Annotated in this window: 17 protein-coding genes; 11 read left to right on the top strand and 6 right to left on the bottom strand. The window is 35.0% G+C overall.

Translation table 11 applies throughout. The features are described from left to right. Positions 1-32 precede the first annotated feature (32 nt). Together NAT50_RS03370 and NAT50_RS03365 are read right to left on the bottom strand one after the other, a co-directional pair. Entirely contained in the window at positions 33-1,337 is a 1,305-nt protein-coding gene (locus tag NAT50_RS03370) for a dihydrolipoamide acetyltransferase family protein (protein ID WP_250591507.1), read from the bottom strand. An 83-nt stretch (positions 1,338-1,420) separates the two neighbouring features. Beyond that, entirely contained in the window at positions 1,421-2,605 is a 1,185-nt protein-coding gene (locus tag NAT50_RS03365; RefSeq protein ID WP_250591505.1) for a glycosyltransferase family 2 protein, read from the bottom strand. A 97-nt stretch (positions 2,606-2,702) separates the two neighbouring features. Here NAT50_RS03365 and NAT50_RS03360 point away from each other — a divergent pair, with 97 nt between their 5' ends. From NAT50_RS03360 to NAT50_RS03310, 11 genes are all read left to right on the top strand, one after another. Then, positions 2,703-4,553 (top strand): CocE/NonD family hydrolase, encoded by a 1,851-nt coding sequence (locus NAT50_RS03360; RefSeq protein ID WP_250591503.1) that lies wholly within the window; start codon positions 2,703-2,705, stop codon positions 4,551-4,553. A gap of 99 nt (positions 4,554-4,652) precedes the next feature. Further along, positions 4,653-6,512, top strand: coding sequence for an ABC-F family ATP-binding cassette domain-containing protein (locus tag NAT50_RS03355; RefSeq protein ID WP_250591501.1), 1,860 nt, complete (start codon positions 4,653-4,655; stop codon positions 6,510-6,512). Beyond that, entirely contained in the window at positions 6,513-7,322 is an 810-nt protein-coding gene (locus tag NAT50_RS03350; protein ID WP_250591499.1) for an O-methyltransferase, read from the top strand. Positions 7,323-7,350: 28 nt separating this feature from the next. Further along, positions 7,351-7,980, top strand: a complete 630-nt coding sequence (locus NAT50_RS03345; RefSeq protein ID WP_250591497.1) for a carbonic anhydrase — start codon at positions 7,351-7,353, stop codon at positions 7,978-7,980. A gap of 59 nt (positions 7,981-8,039) precedes the next feature. Further along, complete coding sequence (locus NAT50_RS03340; RefSeq protein ID WP_250591495.1) at positions 8,040-8,726, top strand: ABC transporter ATP-binding protein; 687 nt, start codon at positions 8,040-8,042, stop codon at positions 8,724-8,726. A 72-nt stretch (positions 8,727-8,798) separates the two neighbouring features. Continuing rightward, the gene (locus NAT50_RS03335) at positions 8,799-9,368 is read left to right on the top strand and encodes a cob(I)yrinic acid a,c-diamide adenosyltransferase (protein ID WP_250591493.1); all 570 of its coding nucleotides are present in this window, start codon (positions 8,799-8,801) and stop codon (positions 9,366-9,368) included. Between the two features lie 147 nt (positions 9,369-9,515). After that, the gene (locus NAT50_RS03330) at positions 9,516-9,737 is read left to right on the top strand and encodes a DUF2795 domain-containing protein (protein WP_002986941.1); all 222 of its coding nucleotides are present in this window, start codon (positions 9,516-9,518) and stop codon (positions 9,735-9,737) included. 76 nt (positions 9,738-9,813) lie between these two features. After that, positions 9,814-13,173 carry a preprotein translocase subunit SecA gene (secA, locus tag NAT50_RS03325; RefSeq protein ID WP_250591491.1) on the top strand — a complete coding sequence of 1,120 codons (3,360 nt, stop codon included), beginning with the start codon at positions 9,814-9,816 and terminating at the stop codon, positions 13,171-13,173. Positions 13,174-13,362: 189 nt separating this feature from the next. Then, on the top strand, positions 13,363-15,864 hold the full coding sequence (locus NAT50_RS03320) for a cation-translocating P-type ATPase (protein WP_250591489.1): 2,502 nt from the start codon (positions 13,363-13,365) through the stop codon (positions 15,862-15,864). Between the two features lie 43 nt (positions 15,865-15,907). Next, positions 15,908-16,477, top strand: a complete 570-nt coding sequence (locus NAT50_RS03315) for a hypothetical protein (protein WP_250591487.1) — start codon at positions 15,908-15,910, stop codon at positions 16,475-16,477. Next, positions 16,477-17,109, top strand: a complete 633-nt coding sequence (locus NAT50_RS03310; protein WP_250591485.1) for a class I SAM-dependent methyltransferase — start codon at positions 16,477-16,479, stop codon at positions 17,107-17,109. The genes NAT50_RS03315 and NAT50_RS03310 overlap by 1 nt, the downstream gene beginning before the upstream one ends. Here NAT50_RS03310 and NAT50_RS03305 read toward each other — a convergent pair. The 4 genes from NAT50_RS03305 to NAT50_RS03290 form a co-directional block, all read right to left on the bottom strand. Further along, on the bottom strand, positions 17,106-17,462 hold the full coding sequence (locus NAT50_RS03305; RefSeq protein ID WP_250591483.1) for a hypothetical protein: 357 nt from the start codon (positions 17,460-17,462) through the stop codon (positions 17,106-17,108). The two genes, NAT50_RS03310 and NAT50_RS03305, sit on opposite strands and share 4 nt — an antisense overlap. A gap of 137 nt (positions 17,463-17,599) precedes the next feature. After that, positions 17,600-18,778, bottom strand: a complete 1,179-nt coding sequence (locus NAT50_RS03300; RefSeq protein ID WP_250591481.1) for an AIR synthase related protein — start codon at positions 18,776-18,778, stop codon at positions 17,600-17,602. Positions 18,779-18,858: 80 nt separating this feature from the next. After that, entirely contained in the window at positions 18,859-19,728 is an 870-nt protein-coding gene (locus NAT50_RS03295; protein WP_250591479.1) for an OmpA family protein, read from the bottom strand. 16 nt (positions 19,729-19,744) lie between these two features. Then, the gene (locus NAT50_RS03290) at positions 19,745-20,182 is read right to left on the bottom strand and encodes a hypothetical protein (RefSeq protein WP_250591477.1); all 438 of its coding nucleotides are present in this window, start codon (positions 20,180-20,182) and stop codon (positions 19,745-19,747) included. Positions 20,183-20,203 lie beyond the last annotated feature (21 nt).

Genomic DNA, 20,203 nt, shown 5'->3' with positions numbered 1-20,203 from the left:
CAGTATCGGGTTGATTTATAATTTATTTGATATTAAATATCTCTATTGATATCCCAAGCTTCTAAGTAATCGGCAACGCGTTTTACGAAACTTCCTCCTAACGCACCATCAACTACTCTGTGATCGTACGAGTGCGATAAGAACATTTTTTGACGAATTCCTATAAAATCTCCCTCCGGTGTTTCGATAACAGCAGGTACTTTACGAATAGCACCCAAAGCCAAGATACCTACTTGCGGTTGATTGATAATTGGTGTTCCAAAAACAGAACCGAAAGTTCCTACATTGGTTACTGTGTAAGTTCCTCCTTGTGTATCATCCGGTTTAAGTTTTCCGGCTTTAGCACGGTTTCCTAAATCGTTTACAGCCTTAGCCATACCTACTAAATTCAATTGATCGGCGTTTTTGATCACCGGTACAATTAAGTTTCCGTTTGGTAAAGCTGCTGCCATTCCTAAGTTGATATTTTTCTTTTTGATGATGTACTCTCCGTCAACCGAAATATTCATTCCTGGGAAATCTCGTAAGGCTTTTGCAACCGCTTCCATGAATATAGGTGTAAAAGTCAATTTCTCACCTTCTCTCTTTTCGAAAGCATTTTTCACCTTATCTCTCCATTTCACGATATTAGTAACATCTACTTCAATGAAAGACTGAACGTGTGCAGAAGTTTGAACCGATTCTACCATGTATTTAGAAATCAGCTTACGCATTCTGTCCATTTCTACAATTTCATCGGCTCCGTTAACAGATACCGGAACCGCTTGTGTCGAAGGAGAAGCTACCACTGGTGTTTGCACTTTTGGAGTACTAACTACTGCCGGTTGGCTTCCTCTATTTTTAATGTAATTTAATAAATCTTCTTTATTAACACGACCGTCTTTCCCAGAACCATTAATAGACTCTAATTCCGCTAATGAAATTCCTTCTTCTTTGGCAATATTTTTCACTAAAGGTGAAAAGAATTTTTCTGAGGCAGAAAAATCTGCTGGAGCAACCGTTTCTTTGGCTACTTCTACCGATTTGGCTACTTCAGCTACAGCAACTGCTTTCTCAACTTCATTCGAAACAGCCGTTGCTACTTGAGGAGTATCGCCTTCGGTTTCGATAATGGCAATAGTTTGACCTACTTGAACAACATCATCTTTTTGAAATAATATTTCTACAAGTGTTCCAGATACTTCTGAAGGCACTTCACTATCTACTTTATCGGTAGCGATTTCAAGAACAGCTTCATCTTGTTCTATTTTGTCTCCTACGTTTTTTAACCAGTTAGTTACTGTTGCTTCGGCAACACTTTCTCCCATTTTGGGCAATTTCAATTCAAACTTTGCCATATTATTAAACTAAAGTTGTGTTTTTCTATTTGGATTGCAAAATTACTAATTAATTTGATTTATAATTTCACAAAACCTATTTTTTATTCAATTTTTATTACCTCTCCCCTGTCGTAACTACTATTACTTCCAATCATAAAAGAGGTTTTTTCAGGAATAATTTTAAAAGTGAAATTTTTATTTTTCTGTTTTTCTAGAAAAGCAATGATTTCTTTACAAGAGAAACAATTATTATCCAATACAATTTCGAAACGTTTTCCCGATGAATTTGTATGCGAAAGTAACTCATTTTCGTTAATATCCGTAAATCGATGTACGTTTTTTTGCAATTGAGATTGTAGTTGATTTCTTAAATTTTCATCTTTCGAAAACAAGATATATTCATCAACAGAAACCACACGCTGTTTTTGTTGTTTTTGCTTCAATAAAGCGAAAATAAAAGTTCCTATTTTCATTAAAAAATTAAAGAAAAAAGAACCTCCAAAATGCTTCTTATAAAAAAACTGCATAGCCTCTTTGAAGCGGTGCAAATACTTTTCATCACGTACGGTACTTTCTCCTTTATAATGAATCACAGAAGTTTCATGAAAATAATAGTTCTGATACCCTGCTTTTTCTATCAAATAACTCAAATCGATATCATCTGAATACATAAAACAGTTTTCATCAAATCCACCAACTTCTAGATACAATTCGCGTTTCATAAACATGAAAGCACCTACCAATACCGAAACTTGTCCCGATTCGTTTTCGTTTAAATGCTGTGCATAATATTGATTGAAAACTCTAAACTTTGGAAAAAATTTATACAATCCGAAGATTTTCGTCAATGCTACCCAAGGTGTTGGAACACCACGTTTGGATTCCGGCAGAAAATTACCGGTTCCATCTATAAGTTTGCAACCTATAATCCCTAATGGTTGGTTTGCTGGTAAACTCTCAAATTGAGTAGACGTTACAAAATGTAATAATTTAGAAAAAGTGTCTTCTGCAACAACGGTATCGGGATTTAAAATACACAAATAGCGTCCCTGCGCATGTGCTACACCAATATTATTCCCTTTGGGAAAGCCTAGATTCTCTTTGTTCTCTATAAGTTTTACAAAAGGGAAACGTTTTTTGATCATTTCACAACTTCCATCTTGCGAAAAATTATCTACGACAATAATTTCCGATTCGATTCCTTGAAGTGCTTTTTGAACACTTAAAACGCATTGTTCTAAAAAATACTGAACATTATAATTGAGAATAATAACCGACAATTGCATGTTGCGAAAATAACTATTAATACTAAACTTGTGAAATTAACATAACATTAAATTATTTTTTCATTTTTATTAATAAATTCGATAAAAAATCAACCACATGAAATTAATATTATCTTTTCTTTTAGTCTGCTTCAGTTTTTCAGGAGTTGCCCAATCTTCCATTGAAAAAGATTATGACAAAAAAGAAGTTTACATCCCGATGCGCGACGGAATAAAACTTTTTACTAGCATTTACATTCCAAAAGACATTTCGAAGGCTAACAAATATCCTTTTTTAATGCAACGCACTTGTTATAGTGTAGCGCCGTACGGTGAGAAAAATTATCGTAAAAGTTTAGGGCCTAACAAATTTTTAGCGCAGGATAAATACATTTTTGTATATCAAGATGTTCGCGGTCGCTATATGAGCGAAGGGACTTTTACAAATATGACACCTCAGGTAGATCATAAAACCAAAAATGATGTGGATGAAAGCACCGATACTTTTGACACCATCGACTGGTTGATTAAAAACATTGCCAATAATAACGGAAAAGTGGGCCAATATGGCACTTCGTATCCTGGTTTTTACTCCGCTGTGGGAACATTGGCTAACCACCCTGCATTGGTAGCATCTTCACCTCAAGCACCTATTTCCGATTTCTTTTTTGATGATTTTCATCATAATGGAGCTTTCTTGATGGGTTATTTTAAAACATTCCCTGTATTTGGAGTGCAAAAAACAAAAGCAGAAAATAAAGCTTGGTACGAAGACAAAATGATTAAACCTATTTCTAAAGACGGTTCGATTTTTTACAATGAAATGGGAACTTTAAAAGAAGGGGTTGATAAATATTATTCGGACAATTTCTTCATGCAAGAAATCATTAACCATCCTAATTATGATGATTTCTGGAAAAAAAGAAATTTATTACCTCATTTAAAAAACATCAAACATGCGGTAATGACAGTAGGTGGATGGTTTGATGCCGAAGATTTGGCTGGACCGCTGAATATTTATAAAACTATTGAAAAAAACAACCCTAAAGCCAAAAATACTATTGTTATGGGACCTTTCTCTCATGGCGGTTGGTCTAGAGAAAATGGCAAACACTTTCATAATGACATTTATTTTGGTGACAGCATCGCTACTTTTTATCAGAAAAACATCGAACAAAAATTCTTCAATTATTACTTAAAAGAAAACAAAAAAGAAGCCGTAGCACTTCCTGAAGCTTACATGTTTGATACCGGTAAAAAACAATGGAATGAATTTGCAAATTGGCCACCTAAAAATGCATCGAAACTAGTTTTCTATTTATCGGAAAACGGAAAACTACTCAATACCAAACCAGAAAATATGGGTGCTTCAGAATATTTTAGCGACCCTAACAAACCGGTTCCGAGCAGTATTAATTACACCGAATTGAATGGTTTTACCCCTAGAAATTACATGAGTGAAGACCAACGTTTCGCTACAAGTCGTCCCGATGTGATTACGTTCAGTACGGATTATCTGACGGAAGATATTACGTTAGGTGGTGAAATTACAGTAAATTTAAATATTTCAACCACTGCAACGGATGCTGATTTTGTAGTAAAACTGATTGACGTATATCCTGCCGATGAACCTCAAAACAATGACAAACCTAATGTTTTATATGCAAATTACCACCAAATGGTGCGCAGCGAAATCATGCCGGCAAGATTCAGAAACAGTTTCGAAAAACCTGAATCATTAACCCCTAACCAACCTACACCAATCAAGTTCCGATTACAAGATGTGTTACATACTTTCAAAGAAGGACATAAAATTCAGATTCAAGTACAAAGTACTTGGTATCCGTTAATGGCCATTAATCCACAAAAGTTTTTAGACAACCCTTACTTGGCTAAAAAAGAGGATTACACCAAAGCTTTTGTTAAAGTTCACAACGATAGTCAAATTGAAGTTGATATCATTAAATAAAAATAAAGCTGTCTTTTTAGGCAGCTTTTTTATTTGTGATGAACAAACTGAATACAAAACCGTATTTTTGCACTTTAATTTGTAAATCCTACTTTCAAAGTGAACTACCTATCTGTCGAAAATATATCTAAATCGTTTGGAGAAAGAACTTTATTCGAAAACCTATCTTTCGGAATCAATAAAGATCAAAAAATTGCATTTATTGCCAAAAACGGTTCGGGAAAAACCAGTATAATGCGTATTATTAATGGTGAAGATGAGCCAGATACCGGTCAGGTAGTAATTCGTAAAGATATCAAAATGGCTTTTTTATCTCAAGATCATAACCTTCAGGAAGAATTGACCATTGAAGAAAGTATTTTTGCTTCAGACAATGAAATATTAAAGGTAATTGAACAGTATGAAAAGGCCTTAGAAAATCCAGAAGAGGAAGAAGCATATCAAAAAGCTTTTGATGACATGGATCGTCATAATGCTTGGGATTTTGAAACTCAATACAAACAAATCTTATTCAAACTAAAATTAGAAGATTTAAAACTTAAAGTTAAAAATCTTTCCGGAGGACAAAAAAAGCGTTTATCATTAGCTATCATTCTAATTAACCGTCCCGACCTATTAATTTTAGATGAGCCAACCAACCACTTAGATCTTGAAATGATTGAATGGTTAGAAAGCTATTTTGCTAAAGAAAACATCACATTATTCATGGTAACCCATGATCGTTTCTTCTTAGAACGAGTGTGTAACGAAATACTAGAATTAGATAATGGAAAATTATACCAATACAAAGGAAACTATTCCTACTATTTAGAAAAGAAAGAAGAGCGTATTGCTTCGGAAAATGCTAGTATCGACAAGGCTCAAAATCTTTTTGTGAAGGAATTAGCTTGGATGCGTCGTCAACCCAAAGCCCGCACCACTAAATCGAAATCGCGTCAAGAGGATTTCTATATCATCAAACAAAAAGCAGAAAGTCGTCGCAAGGAAAACGTTGTTGAACTAGAAATTAACATGGAACGTATGGGAAGTAAGATTATCGAACTTCACAAAATTTCTAAAAAATTCAACGACAAAATTATCCTCAATGATTTCTCCTTCGATTTTCAGCGAGGCGCCCGAATTGGAATCATTGGAAAAAACGGAACTGGAAAATCTACTTTTCTAAATCTTTTAACCCAAACCATTCCTGCCGATAGCGGTAAAGTTATTGTTGGTGATACTATTAAAATTGGTTATTACACCCAAAGTGGGATAAATCCAAAACCAGGTCAACGCGTTATAGATATAATTAAAGAATACGGCGAATACATTCCTTTGGCCAAAGGAAGAATTATCTCTGCTTCGCAATTATTAGAGCGTTTCCTTTTCGATTCGAAGAAACAATACGATTATGTTGAAAAATTAAGTGGTGGCGAACTCAAGCGTTTGTATTTATGTACGGTCCTAATTCAGAATCCTAACTTCCTTATTCTCGATGAGCCTACCAACGACTTAGATATTGTTACCCTGAATGTCTTGGAAAGTTTTCTTTTAGATTATCCGGGCTGTTTGCTGGTTGTTTCGCACGATCGTTATTTCATGGATAAAATTGTAGACAATCTACTTGTTTTTAGAGGTCAAGGCGAAATTGAAAACTTCCCTGGTAATTATTCCGACTTCAGAGCCTACGAGGACAGTATAGAACCTGTGAAGGAAGAATCCAAGGAAAAAGTCAATTGGAAACAAAACAACCCGAAAACCAATGGATTAAATTTTAATGAGCAAAAAGAATTTCAAAAGATAGAGCGAGAAATTAAAGATTTAGAGAATAAGAAAATCGAAATTGAAAATTTGTTTTCTGAAGGAAAAGTCGCTGACAATGAAATAGAAGGCAAAGCCAACGAATTGCAAAAAATCATTCAAACCATAGAAGAAAAAGAGGAACGTTGGTTTGAACTCTCAGCTAAAATGGAAGAATAAATGTTGCATCTCATAAAATCATATCTGAATTTTCTCTGGCAATCCAAAAATCAACATGGAGTCCATTCTCCCTTTGTGTTTCATTTGGTTACTAAATGTTTTTATGACACTACCATTTATTCCGAATACAAAACATTAAAAGAATACCGAAAAAGGTTGCTTCGGAACAAACAGTTTATAGAAGTAACTGATTTTGGTGCCGGTTCAAGGGTTTTTAAATCGAATAATAGACAAATCAGTAAAATTGCACAAACGGCAGGTATCTCTGTAAAAAAGGCGGAATTGTTGTTTAGAATTGTTCGCTATTTTCAACCCGAACATATTTTAGAAATAGGAACTTCTTTAGGACTAGCTACTTCGGCTCTTTCTTTGGGACTCGAGTCAGAGACGAACAGAGCGAAGCTAAATCAAAAATCAAAAATCACTACTTTAGAAGGTTGTCCAAAAACTTCAGGACAGGCACAAGAACAATTTAAAGAATTTCACCTTGATAATATACAATCAGTTGTCACGGAATTTAACGAATATCTGAAGAAGAATTCATTCGCAACTACTCACTATCAACTGATTTATTTTGATGGCAATCATTCTAAAGAAGCAACCTTACATTATTTTGAATCACTTCTTCCCACAATTACCAACGAAACCGTTTGGATTTTTGATGACATTCACTGGTCAAAAGAAATGGAACAAGCATGGGAAGAGATCAAAAATCATCCAAAAGTGACTGTTACCATTGACACTTTTCAATGGGGATTAGTCTTTTTTAGGAAAGAACAAGAGAAAGAACATTTTACTATTAGAACCTAATCTTTTTTATTTTTTAAAAAGTCTTTATATGAACGTAGAACAAATTTTCGAAAATAACCAAAAGTGGATTGCTCAAAAACTAGAGAATAACCCTCAATATTTTGATCAACTCTCTTTAGGACAAACCCCTGAATTTCTATACATTGGATGCTCAGACAGTAGGGTTTCGGCAGAAGATTTAATGGGACTAAAACCCGGACAAGTATTTGTGCATCGCAACATCGCCAATATGGTTCCTAATACCGATCTCAATTCGATGTCAGTTATAAATTATGCGGTAGAACACCTTCATGTAAATCATATTGTAGTTTGTGGGCATTATGGATGCGGAGGTGTGAAAGCAGCCATGCAACAATCCGATTTAGGGATTTTAAACCCATGGCTTAGAAACATTCGTGATGTGTACCGAATTCACAAAAGGGAACTTAACAGCATTGAAAACGAAGAAGAACGCTATAGAAGGTTAATCGAACTAAACGTTCAGGAGCAATGCATCAATATTATTAAAACAGCAGAGGTTCAAAAAGCAATTCAAACCAGAGGATTAACAGTTTATGGATGGATTTTCGATCTTCATACCGGAAAACTTATCGATTTAGAAATCGATTTTAAAGATATACTCAAAGGAATAACCGAAATTTACAAGATCACCTCCTAAAATTACTGTAACAAATTACACATATCATGTACTTATAGCTGTACCATTTGCAAAAAATAATGAGCGAAGCTTTAATAACAATATCCGACATCAAACGTGATTTTCAACTAGGAAATGAAACCATCAACGTTTTGAAAGGAATCGATCTACAGATTGACAAAGGAGAATATGTAGCTTTAATGGGACCTTCGGGATCCGGAAAATCTACTTTGATGAATATCTTAGGTTGTTTAGACACCCCTACTTCGGGATCTTACATCCTTAACGGAAAAGATGTCAGTCAGATGGTAGATGACGAACTTGCTGAAATTCGAAATAAAGAAATTGGGTTTGTTTTTCAAACTTTCAATTTACTACCACGAACTACTGCTTTAGACAATGTAGCCTTACCCATGATATATGCTGGCTACTCCAAAACCGAACGAAATGCTCGTGCTAAAGAAGTACTAACACAAGTGGGGCTACAGGACCGAATGGACCACCAACCCAATCAACTATCAGGAGGACAACGCCAGCGTGTAGCAGTTGCTAGAGCCTTGGTTAATCACCCTTCTATTATTTTGGCAGATGAACCTACCGGAAACCTAGACAGTAAAACTTCTGTTGAAATCATGAAGCTTTTTGGAGAAATCCACGCCAATGGAAATACGGTTATTCTAGTAACTCACGAAGAAGACATTGCAGCTCATGCCCATCGAATCATTCGTCTCCGCGACGGACTCATTGAAAGTGACTCAAAAAAATAGTTGATTTGTTGTTCGTAAATTTGTTTATTTGACCCTAAGAACAAAATATTGATTTTGTAAACCAATAATATCATGAAGGTATATACCAAAACTGGAGACAAAGGCACCACAGCATTATTTGGAGGCACTAGAGTCCCAAAACACCATATTCGAATTGAAAGTTACGGAACGGTAGACGAATTAAACTCTCATATTGGACTAATCCGCGATCAGGATATAAATCCACTTTATCAGAAAGTCTTAATTGAAATTCAAGATCGTTTGTTTACAGTTGGGGCTATTCTGGCTACTCCACCGGAAAAAGAAATCTTAAAAAACGGTGAAAAACGTTTACAAAACTTAGGCATAAACGAATCGGACATTACTTTTTTAGAAAATGAAATCGATACTATGGAAAATGCTTTGCCTCCAATGACGCATTTTGTATTACCCGGAGGACACACCACTGTGTCATATTGTCATATAGCGCGCTGCGTTTGCCGACGTGCAGAGCGTTTATCCACCCATTTAAATGAACTAGAACCAATAGAAGAGTTAGTTTTAATGTATTTAAACCGACTTTCTGACTATCTTTTTGTCTTGGCACGAAAGTTGTCACATGACCTCAAAGCTGACGAGGTTCAATGGATTCCCCGAAAATAACGTATTGGGATTTTTTTTTATAATTAAAAAAACTAGTCTGCTGATCAAATAAAAAAACGTTCTTAAAAAGAATTGAAAATAAATTAAAAAAAACTTGATTTTTTAAGTAGAAAAATTATTTTTGCATAAATTAAAAATTTTACAGAGATGTATTGGACATTAGAATTGGCATCTTATTTAAGTGATGCTCCATGGCCGGCTACGAAAGACGAATTAATCGACTATGCTATTAGAACTGGTGCTCCACTAGAAGTAGTAGAAAACCTTCAATCAATTGAAGATGAAGGAGAGATTTACGAGTCAATGGAAGAGATTTGGCCTGATTATCCAACAGACGAAGATTATCTTTGGAATGAGGATGAATATTAATCATAAAACCTACTAGAAAAGTCTCTCGCGAGGCTTTTTTTTTGGTTATTTTTACACATATTTAAACAAACGCGTTATGAGTTTCATAAACAGTATATTAAAAGTATTTTTAGGCGATAAGTCACAAAACGACGTTAAAGCCATTCAACCTATTATCACAAAAATTAAATCTTTCGAAGGAGCTTTAATAGCCCTTACGAACGATGAATTACGTGCTAAAACTATCGAATTCAAAGAAAAAATAAAACAGGCTCGTGCCGAAAAAGACAGCAAAATAGCGTCCCTAAGAGCCGAAGTTGAAAATATTACCGACATAGATGCTCGAGAAGATATCTACAACGAGATAGATAAGTTGGAAAAAGAAGCTTATGATATTTCTGAAAAAGCTTTAAATGAAATTCTACCGGAAGCGTTTGCTGTGGTAAAAGAAACCGCTCGTCGTTTTAAAGAAAATACACAAGTAAGAGTAACCGCTACCCCAAAAGATCGCGAATTATCGGCTTCTAAATCATATATTACTATAGAAGGAGACCATGCAGTATGGGCAAACTCTTGGGATGCTGCAGGAAAAACAGTGACCTGGGATATGATCCACTATGATGTACAGATGATTGGTGGTGTGGTACTGCATCAGGGTAAAATTGCAGAAATGCAAACGGGAGAAGGTAAAACTTTAGTAGCTACCTTACCACTTTATCTAAATGCTTTAACAGGGAATGGAGTACATTTAGTAACCGTGAACGACTACTTGGCAAAACGTGATAGCACTTGGAAAGCACCACTTTTCGAATTTCATGGTTTAACAGTAGATTGTATCGACAACCACCAGCCAAATACCGATGCTCGTCGCAAAGCATACGAAGCAGATATCACTTACGGTACTAATAACGAATTTGGTTTTGATTACTTGAGAGATAACATGGCTCATTCGCCTAGTGAATTAGTACAACGCAAACATAATTTCGCTATTGTCGATGAGGTCGATTCAGTATTAATCGATGATGCTCGTACACCTTTGATTATTTCTGGACAGGTAACTGATGGTGATCGTCATGAATTCAATGAATTAAAACCAAAAATCGAAAGCCTTGTAGGAATCCAACGTCAGTTAGCAAACGGATTTTTAGCAGAAGCCAAACGATTAATCAAAGAAGGAAACACCAAAGAAGGTGGATTCCAATTATTAAGAGCACACCGTGCCTTACCGAAAAACAAAGCATTAATTAAATTTTTGTCTGAAGAAGGTGTGAAACAAATTCTTCAAAAGACAGAAAACGAATACATGTCTGATAACAACCGTAAAATGCCTCAAGTAGACGAAGCATTGTATTTTGTTATTGAAGAAAAAAACAATCAGGTAGAATTAACCGAAAGTGGTATCATAGAATTATCTAAAACCACTGATGATAACTTCTTTGTCCTTCCTGATATCGGTACCGAAATTGCTCGTATCGAAAAACAAAATCTTTCAAGAGAAGAAGAAGCTGAACAAAAAGAGGCACTTTTTGCAGATTTCACTGTTAAAAGTGAGCGTATCCATACATTAACACAATTATTAAAAGCCTATACCCTATTCGAAAAAGATACCGAATATGTGATTATGGACAATGAAGTGTTAATCGTAGACGAGCAAACGGGTCGTATCATGGATGGTCGTCGTTATTCTGATGGATTACACCAAGCTATTGAAGCCAAAGAAAATGTAAAAATTAAAGACGCTACACAAACCTACGCAACGATTACTTTGCAAAATTACTTCCGTATGTACAGCAAATTAGCAGGTATGACTGGTACTGCAGTAACTGAAGCGGGTGAGTTCTTTGAAATTTACAAGTTAGATGTTGTTGAAATTCCTACCAACAGAGGTATTTCACGTATTGATAAAGAGGATTTAATCTACCGTTCGGTTCGTGAGAAATTCAATGCCGTTGCTGAAGATGTCCAAGAATTGGTAGCACAAGGTCGTCCTGTCTTAATTGGTACAACTTCGGTAGAAATTTCTGAAGTATTGAGCCGTATGTTGAAAATGCGTGGCATTCAGCACAATGTTTTAAATGCTAAAATGCACAAACAAGAAGCTCAAATCGTTGCCGAAGCTGGTAAACCTGGAGTAGTAACTATTGCTACTAACATGGCTGGTCGTGGTACCGACATTAAATTGACTGACGAAGTAAAAGCTGCAGGTGGATTAGCTATCATTGGAACAGAACGTCATGATTCACGTCGTGTAGATCGTCAGTTACGTGGTCGTGCGGGTCGTCAAGGAGATCCGGGAAGTTCACAATTCTATGTGTCTTTGGAAGATAACCTAATGCGTTTGTTTGGTTCTGACCGTGTAGCAAAAATCATGGATAGAATGGGCTTGAAAGAAGGTGAAGTGATTCAGCATTCTATGATGACCAAATCTATCGAAAGAGCACAGAAAAAAGTAGAAGAGAACAATTTCGGAGTTCGTAAACGTCTATTAGAATATGATGATGTTATGAATTCTCAACGTGAAGTTGTTTACAAACGTCGCAGACACGCTTTGAACGGTGAACGTTTGAAACTTGATATTGCGAATATGATTTACGATGTTTGTGAAAGCATTGCTGAAAAGAACAAATTAAGCAAAGACTTTAAAAACTTTGAATTCGAATTAATTCGCTATTTATCTATAACTTCTCCAATTACTGAAGCTGATTTTAATCGTTTAACCGACGTTGAAATTGCTGGTAAATGTTATAAAGCTGCTTCTGACTATTATCAGGAGAAAAATGTTAGAGATGCGCACGAAGCCTTCCCTATCATTAGAAATGTTTATGAAAATCCAAACAATCAATTCGAAAGAATCATTGTTCCTTTCTCTGACGGAATTAAAACATTAAACGTAGTGACCGATCTGAAAAAGGCTTATGAAACACAAGGAAAACAATTGGTTGCGGATTTCGAAAAGAACATCACTCTTGCAATTGTGGACGAAGCTTGGAAAAAGCACCTACGCAAAATGGATGAATTGAAACAATCGGTGCAACTAGCTGTTCACGAGCAAAAAGATCCATTATTGATTTATAAATTTGAAGCTTTCAATTTATTTAGAAATATGCTTGATGGTATTAATAAAGAAGTAATTTCATTCTTATTTAAAGGTGATTTACCACAACAAAATACCAACATCGAAGAAGCCAAAGAAGCATCACGTGAAATGTATCACGAAATTAAAGACGAAGTGTTGAACATGGAAGAACAAGCAGAGCGAAACCGCGAAGCTTCGCAAGCAAGTCAACAACCAACGCAACAACAAGTAACAGAAACCATCGTTCGTGATCAACCAAAGATTAACCGTAATGACAATGTGACTATTAAACACATTCTAAGTGGTAAAACAGAAACTATGAAATACAAAAAAGCAGAAGCGTTATTAGCTTCTGGTGAATGGGTATTAGTTCAGGAATAATTTCTGAGAGTTGATCTCTTAATTAAATAATTTTTAAGTCCCTAATTATATTATAGTTAGGGATTTTTTATTTTTATCTTCTACTAAAATTTTCTACCTCTACAAAGCCGCATTAAACACAACACCTTTTCACTATAGACAAACATCTTTCGTATATTTACACAAGCAACTGTTTTTGAAACACACAATATGAAAAAAGGGCTCTCCACCAAAGAAGTAACACAACAACTAAATACTTTTGGTTATAACGAACTTCCTTCTGAAAAACCAAAAAACATTTTTCACATTGCTTTAGACATTGTGAAAGAGCCCATGTTTATTCTTCTAATCAGTTGTGGAATACTCTATATTATTTTGGGTGATATCCGAGAAGGTATTATCTTACTTTCTACCATTTTCATCATTATATTCATCACTTTTTATCAATCTCAAAAAACAGAAAAAGCACTTAATACTCTTAAAAACTTATCTTCGCCACGCGCCTTGGTTATTCGCGACGGAGTTGAAACCCGTATTTTTGGTCGTGAAGTCGTTCCTGGAGACATTGTTATTCTAAATGAAGGAGATCGAGTTCCTGCCGATGGTTATTTATTAGAATCCCTCAATCTCACCATAGACGAATCAATTCTAACTGGGGAATCTATTCCAGTTCACAAATCAGCACAACAAGAAGCTAATAACACAAACCATTTGATTTTCAGCGGAACTCTAGTAGTACAAGGAAAAGGATATGCTGAGATTACGAGCACAGGAATAAATACAGAATTTGGTAAAATCGGAAGTTCCTTGCTTGCCATCGAACAAGAAGAAACTAGAATGCAGAAGGAGATGAAATCTTTAATTAAGAATTTATTCATAGTTGGAGCCATTCTTAGTGCTAGTGTTGTTGTTGCTTTTTATCTGATTCGTGGAAATTTTATACAATCCTTACTCAATGGTTTAGCGGCTGCCATGGCTATATTACCAGAAGAATTCCCGGTGGTGTTGACCATCTTTTTAGCTTTAGGAGCCTGGCGATTGTCTAAAAAGAAAGTTTTAACCCGTAAACCATCCGCCATAGAAACTTTGGGATCTGCTACTGTCTTATGTAGTGACAAAACCGGAACCATTACCCAAAACAAGATGGATATTTCGGCTGTTTATGATGGAAATCAATCTTTTTTTAAACATAGTTTTTCGGAACAACAAACGAAAATCAGAGAAATTATTCAATTGGCGCATTTGGCCTCTCAAGAAAATTCTTTAGACCCAATGGAAAAAGCCTTTACCGTTGCGCACAGTCAATTAGAAAATGGTTTGGTTTCTGATTTCCAACTGTTGAAAGAATTCCCTATATCTAAATCATTACTGGCAATGACCCGAGTAGTGAAAGATAACGCTTCCGATCAGATCTTAGTCGCTACTAAAGGGGCTCCCGAAGCTATTTTTAGTTTATGTAAGTTATCCGAAGAGGAAACCGAAAAACATTTAAAAATCGCTAAAGATTTTGCCCTTAAGGGTCTTAGAATCATAGCTGTTGCTACCACTTCTGTAAATGAAACAGAAATTCCAGAAAATCAAACACATTTCAATCTTCAGTTTAAAGGTTTATTAGGATTGGAAGATCCTATTCGTCCCGAAGTACCGCAAGCCATTAAAGATTGTCACACTGCGGGTATAAAGGTTATCATGATTACAGGCGACTTCCCGACAACAGCGAAAAGCATTGCTTCTCAAATTGGTCTGCCTGATGATGGAGTAATCATGACTGGTGAGGAACTTAAAAACCTAACCGATGAAGAACTTAAAAACAAAATAGAATCCGTAACGGTATTTGCCCGTGTTGTACCGGAGCAAAAACTCAGAATCGTAAATGCCTTAAAAGCGAATCAGGAAGTTGTTGCCATGACAGGAGACGGAGTAAATGATGCTCCAGCTTTAAAAGCTGCAAACATTGGTATTGCCATGGGAATTATGGGAACCGACGTGGCTAGAGAAGCCTCGTCTCTGGTATTATTAGATGATAATTTTGCTTCAATCGTATCAGCTATTCGTTTAGGAAGAAAAATATTTGATAATCTTCAAAAAGCCATGGCCTACATCATTGCGATTCACATTCCTATTATCGGGTTAACACTATTACCGGCATTTTTCCCATCGCTTCCTTTGTTGTTAATGCCATTGCATATCGTGCTTTTAGAATTAATTATCGATCCTGTTTGTTCCATAGCTTTTGAATACGAACAAGAAGAAAAAAATATTATGAACCGCGCTCCTAGAAATCCTAATGAACAGTTTTTTGGTGCGAAACGAATCGTTTCAAGTTTACTTCAAGGATTGTTGTTATTAGCCATGACTATTGCAGTCTATTTTGCTTCTCTACAGGAAGGACATACTGATGGAGAAGTCAGAGCTATTGCATTTTCTTCGCTTATTGTCGGTAATGTATTTTTGATTTTGACCAATCTTTCTAAAACCCGAAACTTCTTTACTATCATTACTGAAAAAAATTGGGCTTTGTGGATGATTCTTTCAATAGCAACCATTTCATTATATCTCATCCTGACGATTCCTTTCTTACAAGGTGTTTTCAATTTTGAATTCCCAGGATACCAACACTTTATTCCTGCACTAATTGGAGCAATTTCTATATTGATTATTCTCGAAAGTGCTAAGTATATAAGCATCAAACAAATCTTTAAAACCAGATAATATTTACAAAATTGTATTACATTTGACATTCAATTTACCAGTTATGAAAAAAATTTTCTATTTATTCGTTCTATTCGTTAGCACACAAATGTTTAGTCAAAACATTGAAAGTCTGAAAACCAAAGCTAATCAAGCCTACAAAGCTTCGGCTGAGATGGATTTTGATAAAATCTTAGAGCTAACTTATCCTAAGTTGTTCTCGATCATGCCAAAAGAAAGTCTGAAAGAGATTATTAAACAAACTTTTGAAGGAAATCCTGAATTCAAAATTAAAATGATTGCCGTAGAACCGAATTTTAACTTCAGTGAAATTAAGAAAATAGACGGACAAACATTTTGTGTAATCAAACACAACAATGCTCTGGAGATGGTGTTTACTAACAAAATTAGTGATCCTAATGCTGTAACTGATCTTTTCAAAAGCAGCATGAAAGCCGATGATGTAACTTATAATGCTGAAAAAAATTCCATCCTTATAAAATTAATTTCCACTATGATTGCTGTAGCCGATGACTCTACCAAAAATGAGTGGACCTTTTTGAACAATGATAACGATGGTCAGTTAATGACTTTGTTATTTAGCGAAAAGATAAAAAAAGAATTGGGATTGTAATGACACATTCTTGTTTACTTTGTGGTACGCAAAGTACTTTTTTCATCAATTATAAAGACCGGATCTATTACACTTGTCCTAATTGTAAAGGAATTTTTCTTGAACCTGAACAACGAATGGAAACTGAAAACGAAGAAAAACATTATCGTTTTCATAACAATGATGTGGAAGATCCTGGTTATCTGAATTTTGTTTCTCCTATCACCCAAGTCATTTTAAACGATTTTACTCCAGAACATTCCGGACTAGATTTTGGTGCAGGAACGGGTTCTGCCATATCGAAAGTATTGTCAGACAATCAGTATAATATAAAACAATTTGATCCTTTTTTTCACAATTACATAGAATTACTAACGAAACAATACGATTATATCGTTTCTTGTGAAGTAGTTGAACATTTTTATAATCCCAAGAAAGAATTTAAACTTCTTAAAAAAATGTTGTTTCCTAACGGAAAGTTATATATCATGACGGACCTCTATTCGCCTGAAATCGATTTCAAAACGTGGTATTATAAAAACGACCATACGCATGTATTTCTCTATCAAAAAGAAACTATGGAATGGATTGCTCAAAAATACGGTTTCAAGGAATTGACTATCGAAAAACGATTAATTGTTTTCGGGAATTAATCTTCAAAATCATCGTAACGTGCCGGTATCTGGGGATCGTATAACGGACATTTAAATTCATCCATTATATCACATAATTTATTCATCGTTTTCCCATCGGTTCCGTAACAATCTATTTTGATACTTTGTGGTGTTGTGATTACATGAAACGCTCCTACTCCTGACTTATTTTTAAAACTGCTCTCATCTACTTTCTCCCAAGTGGAAAACGCATTATTTAATCGGTTTAAAATAACCTGAATAGGTAATTCTTCTAGGCCATTAACCCATTCTTTTTCGCACAAGGCTTCATAAACTTCATGATGATTCAAATAAACCTCATCTAGGTATTTCCAAAAAAGTAGTTCGTACATTTTAAACACATTAAGTTTCCAAATATAAGAATTATATATTTTTGGAAGTTATCATGATTTTAGGCTAAATTAAAGTTGATAAACTTTTAATTTTAAGACATTTGGAACCTTTAAGAATTCCGCGAAACACTTTAAAATTAATACTCAAACGTACCAAATTCCGATTTAATCGTTAATTTTTTTGTTTCGGAAGCTTCCACTCTACCTACAATTTGAGCTTCGACACCAAATGAATTCGAAATTTCGATAATCTCATTTGCAATCTCTGCAGGAACATATATTTCCATGCGGTGACCACAATTAAATACCTGATACATTTCTTTCCAATCGGTTCCAGATTGCTCCTGAATTAACTTAAACAAAGGTGGAACGTCAAATAAGTTATCTTTTATCACGTGTAGATTGTCAACAAAATGAAGCACTTTGGTTTGTGCCCCTCCGCTACAATGCACCATTCCATGAATATCCCTTGAACTAAATTTCTCTACTATTTTTTTAATAATAGGCGCGTACGTTCTAGTAGGTGACAAGACTAATTTACCGGCATCTACAGGTACATTTTCAACGGTGTCTGTTAATTTTATTTTTCCAGAATACACTAACTCCGAAGGTACCGAAGCATCGAAACTTTCTGGGTATTTTTCGGCTAAATAATGAGCAAATACGTCATGGCGTGCGGAGGTCAAACCATTACTTCCCATTCCTCCGTTGTATGATTTTTCATATTTTGCTTGACCAAAAGAAGCCAAACCTACAATCACATCTCCAGACTGAATGTTTGCGTTATCAATTACATCTTTGCGTTTCATTCTAGCCGTTACTGTTGAGTCGACAATAATGGTTCGAACTAAGTCGCCCACATCGGCCGTTTCACCTCCTGTAGAATGAATGGTCACTCCAAACGATTTTAGTTCTTCGATTAGTTCTTCAGTTCCGTTAATAATAGCTGACAAAACCTCGGCAGGAATCAGGTTTTTATTTCGTCCGATGGTAGAAGACAACATGATGTTATCTGTAGCGCCCACACACAATAAATCGTCGATATTCATTATTAAAGCATCTTGAGCAATGCCTTTCCAAACGGATAGATCACCGGTTTCTTTCCAATACAGATAAGCCAAAGAAGATTTTGTTCCTGCACCATCAGCATGCATGATTAAACAATATTCTTCATCATTGGTTAAATAATCTGGAACTATTTTACAAAATGCTTTTGGAAATAAGCCTTTATCGATGTTTTTAATAGCGTTATGCACATCTTCTTTGGCAGCAGAAACGCCGCGAAGTGCATACCTTTTTGAAGTATCCGAACTCATAAAATTTGTTGTGTTGTTGGGTGCAAAGATAAAAAGAAGTTATAAGTTACAAGTTATAAGCTTCAAGTTTTTTACGCAATCTAATTATTGATGATTTCTATTTCTACCCGACGATTTGCGGCTCGTTCCTCTTCGGATTTTTCGGGTAATGGAAATAAAGGTTGTGTGCTTCCAAAACCCTGATAACTCATTCTGTTTTTCTCTATTCCGTTTAATTCCAAAAACTTATATACTGCTTTGGCTCTTTGGGTGGAAAGTTCTTGTTTGTCGGATTTCACGCAACAAATATGTCCTTGTATGTCTATTTTCATTGATGGATTTTGTTGCATCACCAACAATAATTCATACAATTTCCCTCTAGAATCATTTGTAACGGCAAAAGTGTTCAGTACAAAATTGAGATTATTGAGTTTTAACTTGGTTCCTTTTGAAGCATTGGATAGAGAATTCATAAAATCGACATCCAATTGGTATTCGGATTTAGAACCATTTGGATTAGTAATAATTACTTTATCCGGAAATGCTATTTTCTTCTTAGGAACCGATTCGGGTTTTATTCCTAAAACTTCGGCTTCGCGATGCAAATCTTTATTTAACAGATAATAGATGATTACTTTTCTGTTCTCGGCTTTAATTTTAGAATGCTGATGCTTTTCTCCGAAACTTATTTTTTTAAAGTCTTCCCGTATTGGAACTTTACCCGAAATTAATTTAAAAACTGTTTCTACTCTTTTGGCTGCCAATGAATCATTGTATTGTTGCGTTCCGTCTTCGTCGGTATATCCTGTAATAGCTAGTATTTTGCTGTTTTTATTATTCTCAACCCACTGTAATAACTCCTTATTGTCGGGTGCAGAAAGCGTATGTTTATTACTTTGAAAGTAAATATTAAATTGTTCCTGAGCACTTAATGAAGAAACAAAACAAAGAATAAAAAAAAGCCTAATCATACCATAAAAGTAGGTATTATTTTAAGATTATCTCCTTTTTCGATTTAATTTTTACAATTGTAATGGGGAGATAAGTAACCTTTTTATCTACCATTTGCTTAGGAAATACATTTCTTCGCAATACGACAATAAGGTTATTTCCATCTTCGATAATTTTTTCAGGCTCAAGAGAATACATCACGTTGTCATTCCTTCCTACATTCAATACCAAAACATTTTGAGTGGTAAAATCGATTTGGGGGACTTTATCAACATTCAAACCTATAAAAACGGCTTTATAATCCTCGAAATTTTTTATCACTCTGTACGACTTTTTTGGAAAGCCTCTATATAAATCATAAAATATAACTTCTCCGTATTCTGTATTACTTTTAGGAGAAATCATAGTGGATTTACCTGAATCGCACGAAATCAAAAAAAGTATACACAAAAAACGAGCAATTATTTTTCTCATACTGCAATCACTTTAGGCTAA

Source organism: Flavobacterium luminosum, from assembly GCF_023635005.1.
Classification (GTDB): Bacteria; Bacteroidota; Bacteroidia; order Flavobacteriales; family Flavobacteriaceae; genus Flavobacterium; species Flavobacterium luminosum.
The sequence above is the reverse complement of the archived record's forward strand: the minus strand, read 5'-3'. Positions and strand labels throughout refer to the sequence as shown.